The sequence below is a fragment of the Erwinia psidii genome, assembly GCF_003846135.1.
Lineage (GTDB): Bacteria > Pseudomonadota > Gammaproteobacteria > Enterobacterales > Enterobacteriaceae > Erwinia > Erwinia psidii.
Genome location: NZ_RHHM01000010.1, coordinates 53,432 through 76,196, shown reverse-complemented (window position 1 = coordinate 76,196; position 22,765 = coordinate 53,432). Strand labels below are relative to the sequence as shown.

Annotated in this window: 24 protein-coding genes; 2 read left to right on the top strand and 22 right to left on the bottom strand. The window is 52.9% G+C overall.

Annotated features, from left to right (window positions below; all coding sequences use genetic code 11):
- Nucleotides 1-6 precede the first annotated feature (6 nt).
- Entirely contained in the window at nucleotides 7-216 is a 210-nt protein-coding gene (locus EB241_RS13600) for a hypothetical protein (RefSeq protein ID WP_124233680.1), read from the top strand.
- Between the two features lie 75 nt (nucleotides 217-291).
- Nucleotides 292-3,732: a transcription-repair coupling factor gene (mfd, locus tag EB241_RS13595; protein ID WP_124233679.1), complete on the top strand. Its 3,441-nt coding sequence runs from the start codon at nucleotides 292-294 to the stop codon at nucleotides 3,730-3,732.
- A 127-nt stretch (nucleotides 3,733-3,859) separates the two neighbouring features.
- On the opposite strand, the gene EB241_RS13590 is transcribed toward mfd, so the two are convergent.
- The 22 genes from EB241_RS13590 to yceD form a co-directional block, all read right to left on the bottom strand.
- On the bottom strand, nucleotides 3,860-4,399 hold the full coding sequence (locus EB241_RS13590; RefSeq protein ID WP_124233745.1) for a glycine zipper 2TM domain-containing protein: 540 nt from the start codon (nucleotides 4,397-4,399) through the stop codon (nucleotides 3,860-3,862).
- Nucleotides 4,400-4,685: 286 nt separating this feature from the next.
- Nucleotides 4,686-5,990 carry an NAD(P)/FAD-dependent oxidoreductase gene (locus EB241_RS13585; protein ID WP_124233678.1) on the bottom strand — a complete coding sequence of 435 codons (1,305 nt, stop codon included), beginning with the start codon at nucleotides 5,988-5,990 and terminating at the stop codon, nucleotides 4,686-4,688.
- Between the two features lie 392 nt (nucleotides 5,991-6,382).
- Nucleotides 6,383-6,928 carry an alpha/beta hydrolase YcfP gene (gene ycfP, locus EB241_RS13580; RefSeq protein WP_124233677.1) on the bottom strand — a complete coding sequence of 182 codons (546 nt, stop codon included), beginning with the start codon at nucleotides 6,926-6,928 and terminating at the stop codon, nucleotides 6,383-6,385.
- Nucleotides 6,929-6,954: 26 nt separating this feature from the next.
- On the bottom strand, nucleotides 6,955-7,977 hold the full coding sequence (gene nagZ, locus EB241_RS13575; RefSeq protein ID WP_124233676.1) for a beta-N-acetylhexosaminidase: 1,023 nt from the start codon (nucleotides 7,975-7,977) through the stop codon (nucleotides 6,955-6,957).
- A gap of 9 nt (nucleotides 7,978-7,986) precedes the next feature.
- Entirely contained in the window at nucleotides 7,987-8,835 is an 849-nt protein-coding gene (thiK, locus tag EB241_RS13570) for a thiamine kinase (protein ID WP_124233675.1), read from the bottom strand.
- Complete coding sequence (gene lpoB / locus EB241_RS13565) at nucleotides 8,816-9,409, bottom strand: penicillin-binding protein activator LpoB (RefSeq protein ID WP_124233674.1); 594 nt, start codon at nucleotides 9,407-9,409, stop codon at nucleotides 8,816-8,818. The genes thiK and lpoB overlap by 20 nt, the downstream gene beginning before the upstream one ends.
- Nucleotides 9,410-9,420: 11 nt before the next feature.
- Nucleotides 9,421-9,789, bottom strand: a complete 369-nt coding sequence (locus EB241_RS13560; protein WP_124233744.1) for a YcfL family protein — start codon at nucleotides 9,787-9,789, stop codon at nucleotides 9,421-9,423.
- Nucleotides 9,790-9,812: 23 nt separating this feature from the next.
- Nucleotides 9,813-10,163 carry a purine nucleoside phosphoramidase gene (gene hinT, locus EB241_RS13555; protein WP_124233673.1) on the bottom strand — a complete coding sequence of 117 codons (351 nt, stop codon included), beginning with the start codon at nucleotides 10,161-10,163 and terminating at the stop codon, nucleotides 9,813-9,815.
- Nucleotides 10,164-10,348: 185 nt separating this feature from the next.
- Nucleotides 10,349-11,782 (bottom strand): PTS glucose transporter subunit IIBC, encoded by a 1,434-nt coding sequence (gene ptsG, locus EB241_RS13550; RefSeq protein WP_124233672.1) that lies wholly within the window; start codon nucleotides 11,780-11,782, stop codon nucleotides 10,349-10,351.
- A gap of 295 nt (nucleotides 11,783-12,077) precedes the next feature.
- The gene (locus EB241_RS13545) at nucleotides 12,078-12,869 is read right to left on the bottom strand and encodes a metal-dependent hydrolase (protein WP_124233671.1); all 792 of its coding nucleotides are present in this window, start codon (nucleotides 12,867-12,869) and stop codon (nucleotides 12,078-12,080) included.
- A 19-nt stretch (nucleotides 12,870-12,888) separates the two neighbouring features.
- A complete protein-coding gene (gene holB / locus EB241_RS13540; protein WP_124233670.1) occupies nucleotides 12,889-13,875 on the bottom strand; it encodes a DNA polymerase III subunit delta' in 987 nt (328 codons plus the stop codon).
- Nucleotides 13,872-14,504, bottom strand: coding sequence for a dTMP kinase (gene tmk / locus EB241_RS13535; protein WP_124233669.1), 633 nt, complete (start codon nucleotides 14,502-14,504; stop codon nucleotides 13,872-13,874). Before tmk ends, holB begins: the two co-directional genes overlap by 4 nt.
- On the bottom strand, nucleotides 14,494-15,513 hold the full coding sequence (mltG, locus tag EB241_RS13530; RefSeq protein WP_124233668.1) for an endolytic transglycosylase MltG: 1,020 nt from the start codon (nucleotides 15,511-15,513) through the stop codon (nucleotides 14,494-14,496). Before mltG ends, tmk begins: the two co-directional genes overlap by 11 nt.
- Nucleotides 15,514-15,524: 11 nt before the next feature.
- Nucleotides 15,525-16,463: an aminodeoxychorismate lyase gene (gene pabC, locus EB241_RS13525; RefSeq protein ID WP_233592609.1), complete on the bottom strand. Its 939-nt coding sequence runs from the start codon at nucleotides 16,461-16,463 to the stop codon at nucleotides 15,525-15,527.
- A 99-nt stretch (nucleotides 16,464-16,562) separates the two neighbouring features.
- On the bottom strand, nucleotides 16,563-17,804 hold the full coding sequence (gene fabF / locus EB241_RS13520) for a beta-ketoacyl-ACP synthase II (protein WP_124233667.1): 1,242 nt from the start codon (nucleotides 17,802-17,804) through the stop codon (nucleotides 16,563-16,565).
- A 79-nt stretch (nucleotides 17,805-17,883) separates the two neighbouring features.
- Nucleotides 17,884-18,120 (bottom strand): acyl carrier protein, encoded by a 237-nt coding sequence (gene acpP / locus EB241_RS13515; RefSeq protein WP_124233666.1) that lies wholly within the window; start codon nucleotides 18,118-18,120, stop codon nucleotides 17,884-17,886.
- A 154-nt stretch (nucleotides 18,121-18,274) separates the two neighbouring features.
- Complete coding sequence (fabG, locus tag EB241_RS13510; RefSeq protein ID WP_124233665.1) at nucleotides 18,275-19,009, bottom strand: 3-oxoacyl-ACP reductase FabG; 735 nt, start codon at nucleotides 19,007-19,009, stop codon at nucleotides 18,275-18,277.
- A gap of 19 nt (nucleotides 19,010-19,028) precedes the next feature.
- Nucleotides 19,029-19,952 (bottom strand): ACP S-malonyltransferase, encoded by a 924-nt coding sequence (fabD, locus tag EB241_RS13505; RefSeq protein ID WP_124233664.1) that lies wholly within the window; start codon nucleotides 19,950-19,952, stop codon nucleotides 19,029-19,031.
- A 16-nt stretch (nucleotides 19,953-19,968) separates the two neighbouring features.
- Complete coding sequence (locus tag EB241_RS13500) at nucleotides 19,969-20,922, bottom strand: beta-ketoacyl-ACP synthase III (protein WP_124233663.1); 954 nt, start codon at nucleotides 20,920-20,922, stop codon at nucleotides 19,969-19,971.
- Between the two features lie 5 nt (nucleotides 20,923-20,927).
- Nucleotides 20,928-21,962 (bottom strand): phosphate acyltransferase PlsX, encoded by a 1,035-nt coding sequence (gene plsX, locus EB241_RS13495; RefSeq protein WP_124233662.1) that lies wholly within the window; start codon nucleotides 21,960-21,962, stop codon nucleotides 20,928-20,930.
- Nucleotides 21,963-21,985: 23 nt separating this feature from the next.
- A complete protein-coding gene (rpmF, locus tag EB241_RS13490; protein WP_016192161.1) occupies nucleotides 21,986-22,156 on the bottom strand; it encodes a 50S ribosomal protein L32 in 171 nt (56 codons plus the stop codon).
- Between the two features lie 14 nt (nucleotides 22,157-22,170).
- Complete coding sequence (yceD, locus tag EB241_RS13485) at nucleotides 22,171-22,692, bottom strand: 23S rRNA accumulation protein YceD (protein WP_124233661.1); 522 nt, start codon at nucleotides 22,690-22,692, stop codon at nucleotides 22,171-22,173.
- Between the last annotated feature and the right edge of the window lie 73 nt (nucleotides 22,693-22,765).

Below are 22,765 nucleotides of genomic sequence, written 5' to 3'. Positions count from 1 at the left end.
ATAAAAATGTCCAGATACCCCAAAGGCAGTATTGTCAGACACACCACCGGCAATATCAAAGGGACGGTGCTTAATGTTTTCGAACAGGATAATAGCGCAGCGGGCTATTACATCACCTGGGATGACGGCAATCACAGCTATCACGGTGAAAAAGAGTTGATATGGGCAAACATTGACCACCCCGGCGTGCACAACAGGCAACAATCGTCAAAATAGAGGTATACTCCGTTAGCCGAATGGGGACCTGAGGTTCCCTGCTCTCCTTATCGTCAAGAGACAGCCTGACTGATTATGCCTGAACAATACCGATACACCCTGCCCATTAAAGCAGGTGACCAGCGCCAGCTGGGGCAACTGAGCGGTGCAGCATGTGCCGTTGAGGCCGCAGAAATTATTGCACGTCATCAAGGACCGGTAGTGCTGATTGCCCCGGATATGCAAAACGCCCTGCGTTTGCACGATGAGATCCAGCAATTCAGCAACGAGACGGTTCTCAGCCTGGCCGACTGGGAAACCCTGCCCTTTGACAGTTTCTCTCCTCACCAGGACATAATTTCTTCGCGTTTGTCCACGCTGTACAGCCTGCCCACTCTGGAGCGCGGCGTGCTGATCCTGCCGGTGAATACATTGATGCAACGGGTGTGCCCACACAGTTTCCTGCATGGCCATGCGCTGGTAATGAAAAAAGGACAGCGCCTGTCCCGTGATACCTTACGTTCACAGCTTGAACAGGCTGGCTACCGCCATGTGGATCAGGTGATGGAACATGGCGAATACGCCACACGCGGTGCGCTGCTGGACATCTTCCCGATGGGGAGTGTGCAGCCTTACCGCATTGATTTTTTCGATGAGGACATCGACAGCCTGCGTCTGTTTGACGTTGACAGCCAGCGCACGCTGGAAGAGGTTGCGGTAATTAATTTGCTGCCAGCACATGAGTTCCCAACCGACAAAACCGCCATTGAGCTGTTTCGTACACAATGGCGGGAACATTTCGATGTACGGCGCGAAGCAGAGCATATTTATCAGCAGGTGAGCAAAGGCACCCTGCCTGCCGGGATTGAATACTGGCAGCCGCTGTTTTTCGATCAGCCGCTGCTACCGTTATTCAGTTATCTGCCAGCCAACGCCCTGCTACTCAGCTATGGCGACATCGACAGCAGTGCCGATCGTTTCTGGCTGGACGTGATGGCGCGTTTCGAAAACCGCAGGGTCGATCCCATGCGTCCTTTGCTGCCGCCAGACACGTTGTGGCTTCGTACTGAGCAACTGTTCAGCGAAATGAAAAAATGGCCGCGTGTCCGGCTTAATCATGACACGCTGCCTGAAAAAGCGGCCAATACCAATCTCGGCTATCAGCCACTGCCCGATCTGGCTGTGCAGGCCCAGGCGAAAGCGCCACTGGATGGCCTTCGCCATTTTCTTGAATCATTTTCCGGCCCGGTCGTGTTTTCGGTGGAGAGTGAAGGCCGCCGTGAAGCATTGCAGGAGCTGTTGGCCCGAATCAAAATCGCCCCAAAGACGATCCTCAGCCTGCAGGCGTTACACCAGCCGGGCCAGTATCTGATGATCGGTGCCAGCGAGCACGGCTTTATCGACAGCCTGCGTCAACGCGCTTTGATTTGTGAAAGTGATTTGTTGGGTGAGCGGATTAGCCGCCGCCGTTCGGACAGCCGCAAAACCATTAACCCGGATGTGCTGATCCGCAATCTGGCAGAGCTGCATCCCGGTCAGCCGGTGGTCCATCTTGAACACGGTGTTGGACGCTACATTGGCCTGACCACGCTTGCAACCGGCGGCATTACCGCGGAATACCTGATGCTTGCCTATGCCGGCGAGGCAAAACTCTATGTGCCTGTCTCCTCACTGCATCTGATTAGCCGCTATGCCGGGGGCGCTGATGAAAATGCGCCGCTGCATAAACTGGGCAGCGACGCATGGACCCGCGCCCGACAGAAAGCAGCCGAAAAGGTCCGCGACGTGGCGGCTGAACTGTTGGATATTTATGCCCAACGCGCCCTGAAAACGGGTTTTGCTTTTAAACACTGCCGTGAACAGTATCAGCTGTTCTGCCAGAGTTTCCCCTTTCAGACCACCCCGGATCAGGCTCAGGCGATCAATGCGGTGTTAAGTGATATGTGCCAGCCGCTGGCCATGGACCGGCTGGTGTGTGGCGATGTCGGTTTCGGTAAAACCGAAGTGGCAATGCGCGCGGCCTTCCTCGCGGTGGACAATAACAAGCAGGTTGCCGTGTTGGTGCCGACCACCCTGCTGGCACAGCAGCATTACGACAACTTCCGCGATCGCTTTGCCAACTGGCCAGTGCGGATTGAAATGCTTTCCCGCTTTCGTACCGCCAAAGAACAGACTCAGGTGCTGAACGATGCCCAGGAAGGCAAAGTGGATATTTTAATCGGTACCCATAAGCTGTTGCAGGGCGATATTAAATGGCGCGATTTAGGGCTGCTGATCGTTGATGAGGAACACCGCTTTGGCGTGCGGCATAAAGAGCGTATCAAGGCGATGCGGGCTGATGTGGATATTCTGACGCTGACCGCCACCCCGATCCCGCGCACGCTGAATATGGCAATGAGCGGTATGCGCGATCTGTCAATTATCGCCACGCCACCGGCCCGTCGTCTGGCGGTGAAAACCTTTGTCCGGGAATATGATGATTTGGTGGTGCGTGAGGCTATTTTGCGTGAAGTGTTGCGTGGTGGCCAGGTGTACTACCTGTACAACGATGTGGAAAATATCGACAAGGCCACCAGCCGCCTGGCGGGACTGGTGCCTGAAGCTCGCATTGCCATCGGGCACGGTCAGATGCGTGAGCGCGAGCTGGAACGGGTAATGAACGATTTTCACCATCAGCGTTTTAACGTACTGGTCTGCACCACGATTATCGAAACCGGCATCGATATTCCCACCGCTAACACCATTATCATTGAGCGTGCCGATCACTTTGGTCTGGCACAGCTGCACCAGCTTCGTGGTCGCGTCGGCAGGTCACATCATCAGGCCTATGCCTGGCTTTTGACACCGCATCCAAAAGCAATGACCACCGATGCCCACAAGCGTCTTGAAGCGATTGCCTCGCTGGAGGATCTGGGTGCCGGTTTCGCCCTGGCCACTCACGATCTGGAAATTCGCGGCGCTGGCGAACTGCTGGGAGAGGATCAGAGCGGGCAGATGGAGTCGATTGGTTTTTCGCTCTATATGGAGCTGCTGGAAAATGCGGTAGATGCCCTGAAAGAGGGGCGCGAGCCTTCGCTGGAGGATCTGACCAGCAATCAGACCGAGGTCGAATTACGCATACCGTCGCTGTTACCGGATGACTTTATCCCGGATGTTAACACCCGCCTGTCCTTCTACAAGCGTATTGCCAGCGCGGAAGAAAGTGAACTCGACGATCTCAAGGTGGAACTGATTGACCGCTTTGGCTCGTTACCGGATGCGGCCCGTAATCTGCTGGATATCGCCGCGCTACGTTTAACCGCGCAAAAAATTGGTATCCGCCGGGTGGAAGCCAGCGAGAAAGGCGGCTTTATTGAGTTTGGCGCGAAAAACAAGGTCGATCCCGTCTGGATGATTGGTCTGTTACAAAAAGCGCCACAGCACTGGCGGTTGGATGGCCCGACAAAGCTCAGGTTTATACGCGATCTGAGCGAACGCAAACTACGGATGAAATGGGTACGTGAATTGATGGATCAGCTGCTGGCGAACGCTGCATGACCTGCTGACTCAGCGCTTCACCGGCGGTGAGTCTGCTGTCAACACATGAACGTTCAGGCTGACCATGTACCCGGATAGCGAGCATAAAAAAAGCGGCTGATGCCGCTTTTTTTGCCATGACCGCAGATTAAGTCTGATTGTTCAGAACCAGATGACCATTGCTGTCCAGCGGAATACGGGTGCCGGGATCGTTATCCATACGGATTTTTCCCTGCTGGTTACCGATTTTATAAGTCACATCGTAACCCATCATTTTCTCCTGTCGGTCATAGACAGTCTTACAACGCTGTTCGGTGGTGGTATAGGTATCACGCTCCTGCAATGCGCCCTGTACCTGATTACCACCATAGCCACCCGCCAGTGCACCTGCCACCGTCGCCACGCTGCGGCCACGACCACCACCGAACTGGTGTCCGAGCACGCCACCGGCAACCGCACCGAGCACCGATCCGGCAATGCGGTTTTCATCCTGCACCGGTCGACGGTGCGTTAACGTGACGTTACGGCAATCCTGACGAGGGTTTTTGCTGATTTCTTTAATTGGCGTGGCTGACAATACCTGCGCATATTGCGGGCTACGGTCAAACACGTTCATACTCGCCACCGCAGCCACACCAAGCGCTGCTGCTACACCAATACCCACACCTGCCAACATTGATTTATTCACAGGATGACCTCCGAAATTGTTATCACGCATCAGAGTCCCGGCTGGTTACTGTGCGGAGACTGTTACCTGGCGTGCGTGAAGCGCCGTATCTGGTTGCGTTGAATTTTGCGCAGAGAGGTCAAATGTGACAATAAGAAAACAGGAAGAAATGCGTATTAACAGTAATAACCCTCTGTCTTTAAGAGTCTTCCTGGCAGGTAACCGCTAACAGAAAGTGACTTATGTTGTCAGCGACAACATAAGCCAGGTTTACACAGTCTTCACGGCTTATCAGGAGTTAATAGATTCAGTGCAGTTTCAGACGGGGACGGATCACACGGTTAAGGCTACCCACCAGCATCATCAGGCCGGTTTTAAAGTACCCATGCAGGGCAACCTGATGCATACGGTACAATGATATATACACCATGCGGGCAATTCGCCCCTCAACCATCATTGAGCCTCGCATCAGATTGCCCATCAGACTCCCCACGGTACTGAAACGGGAAAGTGATACCAGCGAGCCATGATCCCGGTAAACGTAGGATTTCATCTTGTGCCCTTTCATCTCTGCGAGAATATTATTCAGCACCAGGGTCGCCATCTGGTGGGCAGACTGGGCGCGCGGTGGCACAAATCCTCCGGCGGGCAGCGGACAGGAAGCACAGTCGCCAATGGCGTAAATATCAGCATCCCTGGTCGTCTGTAGCGTCGGCTGTACCACCAGCTGATTAATACGGTTGGTTTCCAGTCCGCCGATCTCTTTCATAAAGTCCGGTGCTTTGATTCCGGCAGCCCAGACCATCAAATCAGCGTCAATAAACTCGCCGGATTTCGTATTGAGACCGTTGTCATCCGCGCTGGTGACCATGGTCTGAGTCAATACCCGCACGCCAAGCTTGGTCAGCTCCTGATGCGCCGCACTGGAGATACGTGGCGGCAGGGCTGGCAGAATACGCTCACCGGCCTCCACCAACGTAACGTTCAGCGCCTTGTTATCCAGCCCTTTATAACCATAGCTGTGCAGCTGTTTCACCGCATTGTGCAGTTCAGCGGAAAGCTCAACGCCGGTTGCCCCTCCACCCACGATAGCGATATTAACTTTTTCCTGTGTGCCCGCGCTGGCAGAAAACTTCAGGAACAGGTTAAGCATTTCATTATGGAAACGACGCGCCTGATGTGGATTGTCGAGAAAAATACAGTGCTCCTTCACCCCCGGTGTACCAAAGTCATTCGAGGTACTGCCTAACGCCATAACCAGCGTGTCATACTCCAGTTCACGGGCGGGCACCAGCACATCGCCTCCGGCATCACGGATTTCGGCCAGCTGTAATTTTTTGCTTTCGCGATCGATATCAGTCAGCGTCCCCAGCTGGAACTGAAAATGATGGTTCCGTGCATGAGCCAGATAGCTCAGTGCATCAATTCCCTCATCCAGCGAACCGGTGGCAACTTCATGTAATAACGGTTTCCACAGGTGGCTGTGATTACGATCCACCAGAATGATTTCCGCTTTTTTTCTGCGGCCTAATTTATGACCCAGCTGTGTTGCCAGTTCAAGTCCACCGGCGCCTCCGCCAATAATAACAATTTTTTTCATGGCTTTAGTCAAATGACCCCTCAAAATGTAAACCAATCGTTAATTAAAAGTTAAGTTAATATCCTTAATTAACATAGGGTTGGCGTAGTAATTACTGTCTGATGGCAGGATAACATGAGGAAATTCGGCAGTCCTGAAAAAATTGATACAGGTCAACTTTTTCAGGTCGTGTCTGAATAAAACGCCTTTTATTCCCGATACTTTATAATGTTATTAAGCATTTTTTTACCCGGAATAATTCCCTGCAAATGAATTTATTAATTAATTTTATTTAATAATCTTTTTATTAAATAAAGTCACCTGCCTGCACCGCTGACAAATAAACAAGGCAATACCGGCCTGAAATCAGCATTAAGCAGACTGAATTCAGGCTATTAATGATAAGAGGTGGATAGGGTCTTTGTTTACAAACGTGGTGACTTGAAGGTTTTAATACGCTGTAAATGAGGAGATATATTTTTGAATTTATGTCCCTCAACCTCATCCCAGATAATCGGATAGTATGGCTGTAAGGCCTGGGCGGAACGCTGATTGTCCAGGATGTCGTCATGACGGGAGAGTACCACCAGGCAGCGATCGCGGTTTTTCTCGCGGAAATTACTGATGCATTTGGTGGCAATGTCAACATACTCTTCCGGCCTGTCAACTTTTCCCGACATGTTTTCCTGCGGCCAGAGGTTAGGATTAAAAATAACCTGTGGAATGCTGCAGAGGAAGCCAATCCGCTCGGCCCAGAATCCCCCCAGCCCGACGCCACAAATCAGTGGACAGTCATCCTCACTGCCACGCAGGACCCTGTCAGTTTCCTTTAATAAATGCTGCATATCATGCTTCGGATGGAGCGTGCTGTAACTGAGCAACCGTACATCAGGATCGATAAACTGCAATTGCAACACCTTTTCATGGTTGCCAGGGCTGTTTGAATCAAAACCATGCAGATAGATTATCATTGCTATCCTCTTCAGCTTGTCGCCGATCAGTTGCTCCTGTGCTCCTGCCAGCGTGAATGCAACGCGGTAAGCGCCCGGTTAGCGTCTTTCCAGCGAGGGGATGCCAGCAACTGCTGGCGGGTAAACGATCGGCGATGATACAGGCTGGTGACCCGCTCTGCATTGATCGGTGACAGATTATCCAGCAGACTGACCGCACCCTGGCGGTTATTGCATACCAGAATCATATCGCAGCCAGCGTCCAGGGATATCTGTCCACGTTCGGCATAGCTCCCCATGATTGCCGCCCCTTCCATTGACAGGTCATCAGAAAAGATAACCCCCTCAAAGCCCAGCTCTTTTCGCAGTATGTTTTTCAGCCAGTGGGACGAGCCGCTGGCCGGATTATCATCAACCTGAGTGTAGATAACATGCGCTGGCATTACTGCATCCAGCGCTTTTTCACTAATCAGCTGTTTGAAAATAGCCATATCATGCTGTCGAATTTCCTGTTCGCTGCGCGTGTCCCGCGGCGTCTCCTTATGAGAGTCCGCGCTGACCGCACCGTGACCGGGGAAATGCTTACCGGTGGCCTTCATTCCGACCTCATGCATACCACGGATAAACTCGCGCGCCATTTTCAACGCCACATCCGGGTCCTGGTGAAAACTGCGCTCACCGATTGCGGCACTGTGATGACCAATATCCAGCACGGGTGCAAAGCTGATATCAATATCCATCGCCAGCATTTCTGCCGCCATCAGCCAGCCCGCCTGCCGTGCCAGCGCCGCCGCCTCTGCTTCGCCGTTCAGCGCCGCGAAGGCCTGCATGGCAGGAAGACAGGTGAAGCCTTCACGGAAACGTTGCACGCGTCCCCCTTCCTGATCCACCGCCACCACCAGACGGTGCCGTGAGGCATCACGGATCTGTCTGACCAGTTCAGCAAGCTGCTCAGGATGATGATAATTACGGCTGAAAAGGATCAGCCCACCCACCAGCGGATGCTGTAAAATTTCACGTTCTTCCGCATCCAGCTCGTAGCCGTGCACATCTAACATTACCGGTCCCACAAACACCTCTTATTCTGAAAACACACGTTGCCAGCTCTCTGCTGCCAGCGTTTTAAAAACCATCTCAGCGCTTTGCTGAAAGCGCATTTCATACCAGCTGGCGACCAGCAAATTGAGCCAGGGCTGCCAGCGGCGCATTTGACTACGCAACGCCCTGACATCCATGTTCTGCAGGCGGGCGTAATCCTCAGTCAGTCTCTGCGCCTGGCGGGCAGAGAGCGTATTGCTCATCACCACCGCGGCCAGTTCCAGCGCAACATCACCATCGCTGGCATACTCCCAGTCAATGAATTTTATCCCGTCAGCGCCCCGGACAGTATTACCGGCATGAATATCCATATGCAGCAGCCCCAAACGCAGAGGCTTAGGCTCCCCCTGACGCTGTAACCGGCGTAATGCTTTCAGCCAGCCACAGTGTCGCCTGTGCGGCTGGCTAATCTGCCAGTATTGCTCCAGCAATCTGAGCATGTGCAGGCGATAACCACTTAACCTCTGTCGGTGTAGCAACGCAATGCACTCGGTTACCGGCAGCAGATAGTGCGCAAAATTATCCGCTGACAGCACCTCTCCGGGCTGCCAGGTTAGTAACAACCAGCCATCAGCACAGCCCAGCACATCAGGTGCCAGCCCGGAGACAGAAAGCTTTCGTAACAGAGTATATTCCCGGCGGCGATCCACCCCAGGCAGCATCCGGTCCGGGTGTTGATGACGGGCCACCAGCGTGGCGTTTTCCAGGACTATTTTCCTGCTGTTACCCGATAATCCCTGCAGTGGAAAAAAAGAACCGGCGGTTTTTTCCGCCGGAAACTGTTGTGCAATAAGCCGCTCAAGCGAAAGATCAGTGCTGTACGAGACCACTGCCTGACCAGATCAGTTCACCGGTCTGCACCAGCATCAGCTGCATTTGTAACATGGGTGATTTCACATCACCCTGGACGTTGCTGTAAAGCACATACTGCGCCCCAACATAACGGGCCAGACCAACCGCTTTACTGGGCGATCCCAGGCTGTCGCCTGCGGAAAGCCCCAGCGTTTGCCTGGCGGTCGCTAACTGCTCCGGTTTCACCAGGGTAAACTGGCTATTATTCTGCAGTGCGTTGTTCAGAGCAGCGGTTGCTTTCGAACGCTGCAGGCTACCATTGGTGCTGTTCTTCACACTGTCCACCAGCAAAACACTACCCGGCGTGACGCCATCAGCTTTCAGCATCTGAGCCACCAACGGCGTAACGCTGGCATCCCAGTTGATGGTCTGCATTTTAGGTGGTTGCGGCACCGTCTCCCCCGGCTGTACAGGAGGAGCCTTCTGCGGTTGAGCGGGCTGGGCCGGCTCAGCCGGTGAGGTTTTTACAGGCTGTTGTTGTGGCGTATTAACACAACCACTCAGAACCAGCGCCAGCAACATGACGCCAGAAAGTTTACTCTTCCTTTCCATGCAGGGATCTCCTAAAGATACAGGTGCAAGCGGACCTTACTTGCCGTCAGGTTACCCGTTTGCGATGATATTTCAACTTTGCCGTGTGGTGGAACGCTAACCGTCCGCGGCTGCTCAAAAGGCAGGATTTCAAGCCCCCTGTCATCATACCAGTAGAAACGGTAATGAACGCTAACCGTCTGTTCCTGCTGATTAATCACCACGGTTGACGCCCGTTGTTGTCCGTTACGTTCTGATATTACCGGCTCACCCGTGGTAAGACCGGCCGACAGAACCGGCGACGCCATTACCAGCGACTGGGATGTATTGATGGCGGTATGGTCATTACTGCATCCACTGAGCATTGCCAGCAGCACCAGCGCGCTGAATATAGTGCGCATCATCATGATAATTGGCTTCATCTTCAGCGAACCAGCATCGGCCCCAGAGGGCGACCACCCACCAGATGCAGGTGAATATGATACACTTCCTGCCCCCCATGCTGGTTGCAGTTCATAATCAGACGATAGCCTTCTTTAGCAATGCCTTCCTGCTTAGCGATTTTTGCCGCCACCACCATCATCCGACCCAGTGCCGCTTCATGGCCTGGCACCGTGTCGTTGGCGGTAGGAATAAGAATATTTGGCACCACCAAAATATGCGTGGGCGCTTGCGGGGAGATATCACGGAACGCGGTCACCAGTTCGTCCTGGTACAGGATGTCAGCCGGGATTTCACGGCGGATAATCTTACTGAAAATGGTTTCTTCAGCCATTACACCTTTCCTTCAGAGGCAAATTAATTTACCGCAGTATGAGCGAGATATTTGTTTTCTTTCAACCTTCCGGCGATTTTTCTTTTCGCTGCCCACCCCCTGGATACAAAAAGTCCCGGCCATGCGACCAGGACTTTATTACCAGGCACCGGGAAGCTACCTCCCCTGTTTACTGCCTCAGCGGTTTACATCTTGCGGATATAATCATCCATGTCGGTTTTCAGGTTATCTGATTTAGTCCCAAAAATAGCCTGAACACCTGAACCAGCAATCACCACGCCTGCTGCCCCCAGCTTTTTCAGTCCGGCCTGGTCAACTTTTGACACATCTGCCACGCTGACACGCAGACGGGTAATGCAGGCATCAAGGTTAGTGATGTTTTCTTTACCCCCAAAGGCGCTGACCAGACTACCAGCCATTTCGCTGGCGTTCGCGGATGACTGCTCGGCACCGCTTTCTTCACGGCCTGGCGTTTTAAGATTCAGTTTGGCGATAAGTAACCGGAACACGGTGTAGTAAACCAGACCGTAAACGATACCCACGATCGGGAACAGCCAGATTTTACTGCTGTTACCGCTCAGCACCACGAAATCGATCAGGCCATGTGAGAAACTCGTACCATCGCGCATCCCAAGCAGGATACAGATGGGGAAAGCCAGGCCGGCCAGCAGAATGTGAATGCCGTACAGAATGGGCGCCACAAACATGAAGGAGAATTCAATCGGCTCGGTAATGCCGGTGAGAAACGAAGTCAGCGCTGCGGAGATCATGATCCCGCCCACTTTCGCTCTGTTTTCTGGTTTAGCAGAATGCCAGATAGCAATCGCTGCCGCAGGCAGTCCATACATTTTGAACAGGAAGCCCCCGGAGAGTTTGCCCGCCGTTGGATCACCCGCCATATAACGGGGAATATCACCGTGGAATACCTGACCGGCTGCATTGGTAAATTCGCCAATCTGCATCTGGAAAGGTACGTTCCAGATATGGTGCAGACCAAACGGCACCAGTGAACGCTCAACCACCCCATACAGGCCGAATGCCAGTACCGGATTCTGGTAAGCGGCCCATTGCGAAAAGTCCTGGATTGCAGTTCCTACCGGAGGCCAGATGAAAGAGAGTACCACCCCAATAAAAATCGCGGTAAAACCGGAAATAATCGGCACGAAGCGTTTACCGGCGAAGAAGCCAAGATACTCCGGCAGCTGTATGCGGTAGAAGCGATTAAACATCCAGGCAGCGATGGAACCTGCAATGATCCCCCCCAGCACCCCGGTATCAGCCAGATGCTTCACCTCGATTTCGGCGGCGGGCAGGTGTAACACCAGCGGCGCAACCACCGCCATGGTTTTCACCATAATGCCGTATGCCACGACCGCTGCCAGCGCAGAAACACCATCATTATTGGTAAAACCCAATGCCACACCGATGGCAAAGATCAATGGCATATTGGCAAAAACGGATCCTCCCGCTTCTGCCATCACATGAGAAACAACAGTGGGTAACCAACTGAAATTTGCCGAACCGACGCCCAGCAAAATACCGGCTATCGGCAGAACCGAAACCGGCAGCATTAGCGATTTGCCGACCTTTTGCAGATTAGCAAAAGCATTTTTGAACATAGTGTTAAACTCCTGAGTAAAGGTGCTTTTTTTTTTACGCGCGTTGCGCGCCATAACGAGGGGAGAACCCGTTATGCTGGAGCGTTTAAGCGCTCTCGGTATTTATTACGAACAGTAAAATAAATCACAAAATATTTGTTTGATGACTGTCACGTTTCGTTAAACATCAGAATATCGTGCTGTTATTTGGCTTTTCATGGAAATTTATATTGGCCATTAAAAAGTACACCGCCCGGTTTCGGGCGGTGTACTTTACGTCTGTGGCGAGTTAATTACGAGCTAAAAAATAAAGTCTTTACTCGGTCAGGGACGAAAGCGGCACATGAAAAAGACGAGAGAAGTTTTCTGTGGTAGCACCGGCCAGTTGCTCAACATTTATCCCTTTCAGCACCGCCAGATATTCCGCCACATCGCGGGTGTAAGCAGGTTGGTTTTCCTTGCCGCGATGCGGTACAGGCGCCAGATAAGGCGAATCGGTTTCCACCAGAATGCGATCCAGCGGCACATAACGTGCTGCGTCACGGATACTGTCCGCATTGCGAAAGGTAAGAATACCGGAAAAGGAGATATACATTCCCCTGTCGAGCAATTTCTTCGCGGTTTCACGATCTTCAGTAAAACAGTGCAGGACGCCGCCACAGTCTTCGACCTGTTCCTCTTTCAGGATCGCCAGCGTATCCTCGCGTGCATCACGGGTATGAACGATCACCGGTTTATTCAGGTCACGACCAATACGAATATGTTCACGAAAGGAAGCCTGCTGTTGCGCTTTGGTTTCCTTCTGATAGTAATAATCAAGCCCTGTTTCGCCCATCGCCACTACGCGCTCGTCGGCTGCCAGACGACGTAGTTCAGCAAAATCATACGGTTGATCCTGATTCAGTGGATGGACACCGCAGGAATAAGCCACGTTGGCACGCTCGCCGATCAGCCCGGTCATGGCCAGATAACCTGGCAGCGTGGTGGCCACCGCCAGCATAAATTTGACATCCCGTGCTGCGGCTTTCGCCAGCACATCACTGACATCCTGATGCAGGTTTTCATAATCAAGACCATCAAGATGGCAATGAGAATCCACTAAAAACATAAATAAGTCTCTAATTTGGTTAACAGGCCAGCGGAGAATGCAGTATCTGCTCCCAACTCAGTAGCTGGTCGGTCAGTATCAGTTCCCGGTTAATGGCAACCACGCTGAGCCGTTCACGACAGTACATCCACAACCGGATGCTTTCATCCAGCACGCTGGCGGATACCAGCATCGCTATATCAGCCACCAGCGCCTGCTGATCGACATTGGAAATAAACTGGCCACCGCCCTGTTGCCATTTAAGCGCATCCACCAGCAATGCACAAAGCCAGCCGGTACGCTGTAGCACATCGTCATGATTAAGCACGCTATTAAGGGCAAGGATATCTCCGCGCAACGCCGATGGCAGCACACGGCAGAATGCCTGGCGGGCTGACCAGCTTGCTTCCTCTAATAATGATTGGGCGGCCACCGGTGCGCCACCGCTTAAACGCAGAGCCGTGATGGCATCTGGCTCCGAGACGGAAATCTGTTTCTGAAGCCACCCCAGGCTTTGTCTTTCATCCGGCACCGCGAGAGGGTAACGGAAACAGCGACTACGCAGGGTTGCGGGCAACCGGGAAGGTTGCTCGCAGAAAAACAGAAACCAGCAGTTTTTCGGTGGTTCTTCCAGCGTTTTCAGTAACGCATTGGCGGCAGCTTCAGTCAGCCATGACGCGTCTGGCAAAGAGACGATTTTAGCGCCGCCCTGCTGTGCGTGATGATAAAGTTTTTCTGTCACGGCACGAATCGCATCAATGCCCAGTGAACTTTTGCCTTTCTCCACGTTGAGCTGATACCAGTCAGGGTGTGTGTTTGCCTGCATCAGTTGACAGGCGTGGCATTTACCGCAGCTTTTCAGACCATCCCGCTGTTGGCACATCAGCCAGCGGCCAATACCCCAGACCAGAGATGTCTCCCCAAGGCCATGCAGGCCATGCAGCAACAGGGCATGATGAGCACGTCCTGCCTGGTGCTGCGTGATAATCTCTCGGTAGGGCTGATTCAGCCACGGATACCAGTTCACTGCTGTTCCCACAACCACTGCCGCACGGTATCTGCGATAGCCGCAGAAACCCGATCGATGGGCTGAGTGGCATCAATCGTTCTGATCCGCGCATCCGTGGCCGCCAGCGCCAGATAGCGTTCCCGCGTTCGGGTGAAAAAGGCCAGCGACTCGCGTTCAATACGATCCAGTTCACCCCGCGACCTGGCTCGCTGTAAACCAATTTCTGGCGTTACGTCGAGGTAGAGCGTCAGATCCGGTGCGAAATCGCCAAGCACACTCTGCTTCAACTGCTGCATCAGGTCTTTATCCATCTGCCGACCGCCGCCCTGGTAAGCCTGCGAAGAGAGATCATGCCGGTCACCGACTACCCAGCACCCCTGCTCCAGCGCTGGCTTAATGACGTTTTCAACCAGCTGCACCCGCGCGGCGTAAAGCATCAGCAATTCGGCTTTGTCGCTCAATACCTCACCTGTGATGCCCTGCTTGATCAGCTCGCGCAATTTTTCAGCCAGCGGCGTACCGCCTGGTTCGCGGGTAAAAACAATGTCTGTAATGCTCTGCTCGCGCAAAGTATTAACTACCACGTCACGCGCGGTGGTTTTACCCGCCCCTTCCAGACCCTCAATAACGATAAATTTACTGTGCATTCTTTTCCTTCAGGCCACGACGCCATGCCTGTACCGCCTGATTGTGGCTGGCAAGGTTAGTGGTAAAAGTATGGCCACCTTTACCGTCTGCGACAAAATAGAGAAAATCAGTATTTAAGGGATGCGCTGCCGCTTCCAGTGACGCTTTACCCGGCATGGCTATCGGACCCGGTGGCATACCGGCAATCACATAGGTGTTATACGCCGTCGGGGTTTCAAGATCTTTGCGCGTCAGCGTGCCGCTGTAGCTGTCCCCCATACCATAAATGACCGTAGGGTCGGTTTGCAGGCGCATCCCCAGCCGCAGGCGATTAATAAACACCGAAGCCACTTTGCTGCGCTCCTCACTGAGCGCGGTTTCTTTTTCCACTATGGAGGCCATGGTAACCAGATCGTTGCTCCCTTTATAAGGAAGCCCCTCTGATTTGCTCGCCCACAATTCTTCAACCAGTTTAGTCATGCGCTGATGTGCCCGCCTGAGGATCTCCACATCGGCCGTGTTCGCCGTGTAAGAATAGGTATCCGGCGAGAACCAGCCTTCAACATCCTGCTCCTGCAACCCCAACGCGCCAGCCACCGTCGACAGTTTGTCATCAGCCAGCGTATGCTTTATGTAGGGAGCGGCGCGTAACTCAGCCAGCCACTCCTTCATCCTGCTTCCTTCCACAAAACGCACGGGGAACTGAGCTTCTTTACCGCTGGCCAGCAGTTCCAGCATCTGGCGGACATTCATGCCAGGCGTGAAACGATAGGTGCCCGCTTTGAATTTTGCCAGTGCCGGCTCCAGCCTCAGAAGCCAGCCAAACCATACCGTTGGCGGCACAATCTTCTGGCGGTTAAGCCCGGCTTCAAGCACCACCCGCCCCGATCCGGCTGGCAGCGTGAAAATGGTTTCTTTGTTAATGGACAGCGGTGACTGTGCAAACTGCTTTATCTGCCAATAGCTGAAAGCGGCGGCCAGCAGCAACACCATTATGATCCCGGCGAAAACATTTCTTTTCAGTGTCATAAAATCCCTTATTAACTCCGGGAGACGATCAGATTGTACAGTTGTCTGGCGTGCCAGAACTGCTGGTCAATCTGGCAGACAGGCAGAACAGGCATCAGGGCATTGGTGATTAACACTTCGTCAGCCTCTGCCAGCACCTCAGGCGGCTGTCTGACTTCGGACACGCTGACGCCCTCGCCGTGCAGCAATCCAATCACCTGCTGACGCTGAATGCCATTGACGCCCGAATCGGTCAGACAGGGGGTGAAAACCGCTTTTCCCTTACGCCAGAATAAATTCGCCGCACAGCATTCCACCAGCATACCTTCAGTGTCAAGCACCAGCGCCTCATCGAAGTTGGTCTGCTCAAGCTCTGTACGGATGAGAATCTGCTCAAGCCGGTTAAGGTGTTTGATACCCGCCAGCAGAGGATTACGTCCCAGTCTGACACTGCTGAGTGTCAGCCTTGCACCGGTTTGCTTCAGATGATGATAACGCACGGGATAATCAGAGGTCATGACAATCCGTGTGGGCTGGCCACAGCCTGAAGCACCGTATCCACGTCCCCCCTTACCACGCGAAATAATGACTTTAAGTACCGCTTCGTCAGGTCCGGCGGCGGCCTTGACTATTTCCTGGCGCAACGCGATCCAGTCAACCGCCCCGATCCGTAAGCGTTGGCAACCTTTTTCCAGTCGCTCAAGATGCGCCTCCAGTGCCACCACCTGCCCCTCAATGATCCGCGCTGTGGTGAAGCAGCCATCGCCAAACTGCACCGCACGATCTGCAATCGCAATACTGTCCTGCGGTTGTCCATTTACCCACACGGCATGTGCCTCCTCAGTCAATCCTGCCTGACCCCAGAGATTACCTGCAATATCGTGCAGATTCATCCCGTTATCAGGACGAAACAGCACTTTTGTAGAGTCTGAAGGTTTCTGGCTTTTGCTGAAGAAAGATTGCAGGGTCATTTTCAGGCAGACAAATTTGCAGAGACGGAATACAAAAATGTCAGTCAGAGGTTAGCTGACTGACATTTTTAACAGGGCGGAACCATGCGTATAAAACGATCAGACTTTACGGAAAATCAATGACCCGTTCGTTCCACCAAAGCCAAAGGAATTACACAGTGTGTATTCCAGGCCTTTAACCTGTCGGGCTGTATGCGGTACAAAATCCAGATCGCAACCCTCATCGGGGTTATCCAGATTAATGGTCGGAGGTATCACCTGGTCGCACAGTGCAAGAATGGAGAAAATGGATTCAACCGCGCCTGCCGCACCTAACAGGTGACCGGTCATCGATTTAGTCGAACTGACCATCACGCTGTTTGCACTGGTGCCGAAAACGGATTTAACCGCCTGAGCTTCTGCTTTATCGCCTGCCGGTGTAGAGGTGCCGTGTGCGTTGACATAGCCAATCTGTTCTGGTGATAGCTGCGCGTCTTTCAACGCGTTTTCCATCGCCAGCGCCGCCCCTGTGCCATCTTCCGGTGGTGAAGTCATATGATATGCATCGCTGCTCATACCAAAACCAACCAGTTCAGCGTAGATTTTCGCGCCACGTTTTTTAGCGTGCTCGTACTCTTCCAGCAACACGATCCCGGCACCGTCACCCAGTACAAAACCATCACGATCTTTATCCCACGGACGACTCGCCGCCTGTGGATCATCATTACGGGTAGACAGCGCACGCGCGGCGCCAAATCCACCAATGCCCAGCGGCGTACTGCCTTTCTCAGCGCCACCGGCCAGCATGGCGTCCGCGTCATTGTAGGCGATCATCCGCGCTGCCTGACCAATGTTATGTACACCGGTAGTACAGGCTGTAGAGATGGCAATACTCGGTCCGCGCATACCAAACATAATCGTCAGATGTCCGGCAATCATATTAACAATGGTGGAAGGCACAAAGAACGGACTCATCTTCCTTGGACCACCGTTAATAAGCGAGAAGTGGTTATCTTCAATCAGGCCAAGACCGCCAATACCGGAGCCAATGGCAGCACCGATGCGGGAGGCGTTCTCTTCAGTGATAATCAGACCAGAATCCTGCATGGCCTGAATGCCAGCGACAACTCCATATTGAATGAAAGCATCCATCTTGCGCTGATCTTTGCGCGAGATGTACGCTTCACAGTTAAAGTCCTTTACTAAGCCAGCAAAACGCGTTGCGTAGGCACTAGTATCAAAATGGTCGATCAGGCTGATGCCACTCTGACCGGCAACAAGAGCATTCCAGGTAGACTCTACGGTATTGCCGACAGGAGACAACATGCCAAGACCGGTCACAACAACACGACGCTTAGACACGTTCATCCTCCAGGGAGGGAAAAAAATTACTGCTGCAGATAAAACTCAGGCGGTCAGATGACCGCCTGGAGATGTTCACTTATCCCTGGTGACCATTGATGTAATCAATAGCGGCCTGGACAGTGGTGATTTTCTCAGCTTCTTCGTCCGGAATCTCAGTATCAAACTCTTCTTCCAGAGCCATTACCAGCTCAACGGTATCAAGAGAATCAGCGCCCAGATCTTCTACAAAAGAAGCAGTGTTAACGACTTCTTCCTGCTTAACGCCAAGCTGCTCGCCAATGATTTTCTTAACGCGTTCTTCGATAGTGCTCATACTATTAAATTTCCTATCAAAACTCGCTTTCGCGATGGTTTTCGTAGTGTATAAAATGTTGAAAAAGATGCAACTAAATCCCGGCTGGTCCAACCACGATTTAGCGCTATTTTGCGGTCACAACTGCAAATAACGCAAATAGTTTTCATGATCCTCAGACCATATACATTCCGCCATTGACGTGCAGCGTCTCACCAGTGATGTACGCTGCTTCGTCAGAGGCTAAAAATGCAACTGCGCTGGCGATTTCCTGCGCGCCGCCAAGACGGCCCGCCGGCACTTCCGCCAGAATGCCCGTACGCTGATCTTCACTCAGCGCACGGGTCATGTCTGTTTCAATAAAACCCGGTGCCACAACATTAACGGTAATACCGCGTGAGGCAATTTCACGCGCCAGCGACTTACTGAAGCCGATTAGCCCTGCCTTTGCTGCAGCGTAATTTGCCTGCCCGGCATTACCCATAGCACCAACCACCGAACCAATAGTAATGATGCGGCCCGCACGTTTCTTCATCATAGCGCGTAATACCGCTTTTGACAGGCGAAACACGGAAGTAAGATTAGTGTCCAGAATATCCTGCCACTCATCATCCTTCATGCGCATCAGAAGATTATCCCGCGTGATACCGGCATTATTAACTAAAATATCCACTTCACCAAATTCAGCGCGAATATTTTCAAGCACGCTGTCAATGGATGTGCTGTCGGTCACATTCAGCAGCAGGCCTTTACCATTGCTGCCAAGATAGCTGCTTATCGCATCAGCACCGCTCTGGCTGGTCGCCGTCCCAACCACGACAGCACCACGTGCAACCAACGTTTCCGCGATAGCCCGGCCGATGCCACGGCTTGCGCCGGTAACCAGCGCAACTTTTCCTTCGAAGCTCATCATCATCCTCTTTTGTTTGTTAAAACGCCGCTGACAGACTGGCGGGGTCGTTAACCGCTGCCGCTGTCAGTGTGTCAACAATACGTTTGGTCAGCCCGGTCAACACCTTACCTGGCCCAACTTCCAACAGGGAGGTCACTCCCTCATTAGCCATAAACGTAACGCATTCAGTCCAGCGTACCGGGCTGTACAGCTGGCGTATCAGCGCGCTTCGTATCGCCTCTGCCGACGTCTCACATTTTACGTCAACATTATTCACAACCGGAATGAGCGGAACGTTAAAGGTCAGTTTCTCCAACGCCGTTGCCAGCTTATCCGCCGCAGGCTTCATTAAAGCACAGTGTGACGGCACGCTGACGGGCAGAGGCAAAGCACGTTTGGCCCCTGCGGCTTTACAGGCTGCCCCGGCACGCTCAACCGCCTCTTTATTGCCAGCGATAACCACCTGCCCCGGAGAGTTAAAATTCACCGGTGAAACCACCTGCCCCTGAGCAGATTCTTCGCAGGCTTGTGCAATGGCGGCGTCATCCAGGCCAATAATGGCCTGCATCGCGCCCGTACCGGCAGGAACAGCTTCCTGCATAAGCTTGCCACGCAGTTCAACCAGTTTGATGGCATCGCTGAAATCGAGAACCCCGGCACAAACCAGCGCACTATACTCGCCAAGGCTGTGCCCTGACAACATTGCCGGTGCCTTTCCGCCTTTTTCCTGCCAGACGCGGAAAATAGCCACAGAGGCGGCCAACAGCGCTGGCTGCGTTTGCCAGGTTTTATTCAGCTCTTCCGCTGGCCCCTGCTGCACCAGCGCCCACAGGTCATAGCCCAGCGCATCTGATGCCTGGCGAAAAGTCTGCTCAATCAACGGGTTCTCTGCCGCCAGTTCAGCCAACATGCCGACAGTCTGTGAACCCTGTCCTGGGAAAACCATTGCAAATTGCGTCATTTTTCTTTCCTGATAATCAAAAACGGACCAGCGCCGAACCCCAGGTGAACCCGCCACCAAATGCTTCCAACAGAATCAGCTGACCGCGCTGAATGCGACCATCCCGTACGGCTTCGTCCAGCGCTGAGGGCACGGAAGCGGCGGAAGTATTGCCGTGACGATCAAGCGTCACCACAACTTTTTCCATCCCCATCCCCAGCTTACGAGCCGTGGCACTGATGATACGCAGGTTGGCCTGATGCGGAACCAGCCAGTCGATTGCTTCACGTTCAAGATTGTTGGCCTGAAGCGTTTCTTCAACAATATGTGCCAGTTCAGTCACGGCGACCTTAAACACTTCATTACCCGCCATCGTGACATAGGACGGTTGTTCCTGATGTTCGCGATCCTGGTTAGCCAGCGTCAGCAGCTCACCGTAATTTCCGTCGGCGTGCAGATGGGTCGAGATAATGCCGGGCTGTTCACTGGCTCCAAGCACCACCGCGCCGGCACCATCACCAAACAGAATAATGGTGCCGCGATCGTTTGGATCGAGCATCCGCGCCAGAACGTCAGCACCAACAACCAGCGCATTTTTCACCGTACCGTTTTTAATGTACTGATCGGCAACGCTCAACGCATAAGTAAAACCTGCACAGGCAGCCGCAAGATCAAATGACGCGGCGTCTTTGATGCCCAGCTGCTGTTGGATCATGCAAGCTGAACTGGGGAAAGCGTGGCTGGAAGAGGTGGTCGCGACCACAATCAGACCGATATCTTCCCTGTTGATACCCGCCATTTCCAGCGCTCGTTCAGCGGCGTGAAAACCCATTGTCGCCACGGTTTCACCCGGTGCAGCAATACGGCGCTCGCGGATGCCGGTGCGGGTGACAATCCACTCGTCAGAGGTATCCACCATTTTTTCCAGATCGGCGTTAGTCCGCACCTGTTCGGGCAAATAGCTACCCGTACCGATTATCTTCGTATACATGTACGTCAGTCACTCTTAGGTAATACAGCTTGAAGGCGTGCGGCAATTCGCCCCGGAACCTGCCGCCGCACCGACTGCTCTGCCTGTTCTATTGCGGCTGTGAAGGCTTCCTGATTGGCGCCACCGTGACTCTTTATCACCGTTCCGCGCAATCCTAACAGACAGGCACCATTGTACTGGTCTGGATTAAGATGACCAAAACGCTTGACCAGACGTTTTTTTAACAACCGTCCGCCCAGGGTCAGCCACCAGGCCCTTTTTTTACCTTCTCCCTGTGATTTCAACAGAGAAAGAAACATTCTGATCACGCCTTCCAGGGTTTTCAGCGTAACGTTACCGACAAAACCATCACAGACCAGCACATCCGTTTTTCCGGTCAGAAGATCGTTCCCTTCGAGGTATCCAATATAATTAATGTCCGGCAAATCACGGAGAATGGCAGCAGCCTCACGGATGCTGTCCAGCCCTTTGCTCTCTTCCTCACCAATGTTGAGTAAGGCCACTCGCGGCGAACGAATAGCGAGGACTTCTTCCGCAACCACCGCGCCCATCACCGCAAATTGCATCAGCATAGTGCTGTCTGACGCTACATTCGCACCTAAATCAAGCACCACGGTTTTACCCTTCTGCTGATGGGGCAACACGGTCATCAGTGCCGGCCGTTCAATACCCTCAAGCGGCCTGAGCAATAATTTTGCTAATCCCATCAGCGCACCGGTGTTACCGGCGCTGATGCAGGCCTGTGCTTTTCCCTCTTTCACCAGCTCAAGCGCCATGCGCATTGAGGAGCCCTTGCTCTGGCGAATCGCCTGAGAGGGTCTGGCATCACTGGCAATAACCGACCCGGCAGGGAAAATCTGCACACGCGCCATTAAGGCCGAATCCGCTGTTGTCAGTAATGTCGAGATGGCGTCGGGATCTCCGACCAGAAGAAGATGCAGCTGCGAATGAGAAGCCAGTGCCTGCATTGCCGCAGGCACTGTTACGCAGGGACCGAAGTCCCCGCCCATGGCATCTATCGCCAGGGTCAATCGTGTCAAAGTATCGCCGGCTGGGCCAGAAATTACTTGGTGATGACCTTGCGACCGCGGTAATAACCATCCGCAGTGATGTGATGGCGCAGATGAGTTTCACCAGAAACTTTATCTACGGAAAGAGTGGTGGTGGTCAGTGCATCGTGTGAACGACGCATACCACGTTTGGAACGGGTTGGTTTATTCTGTTGTACGGCCATGGACCTTACTCCTGTTACTTACGCTTTAAACTGGCTAATACGGCAAATGGGTTTGGTTTTTCCGCCTCTTCAGGCAGTTTACCAAAGACCATGTCCGCCTCGGACACTTCACAGTGTTCAGAATCATGAACCGGAACGACAGGCAGCGCGAGGATGATCTCATCTTCAATCACTGCTAACAGATCGATTTCGCCAAATTCATTGACGTCGACCGGTTCGTACGCTTCCGGTAAAGCTTCGGCCTGTTCGTCAGTGACGACCGGGCTGAAACAATAGTTTACGTGGACATGATGTGGAAACGACTGGCCGCAGCGTTGACAGGACAGCGTTACAGAAACTTCAGCGGTACCTTTCAGCACGGCTAAACGCTGATTATCAATGGCAAACGACATGGAACAATCCACATCTGTGTCCACACTGACTACCGATTCAGCAACACGCCCCACCTGTTCAGAGGTGTAAACGCCCTGATAATCAAGACGTTTTTGAGCGGTACGTACCGGATCGAGAGTCAGAGGTAATTTTACTTTTTGCATAGGGCGCGAATATTAACTTTGTCATGACGCAGAGTCAAAGAAAAAGGCTGTATCAGCGCATCTTTCTCGCAAT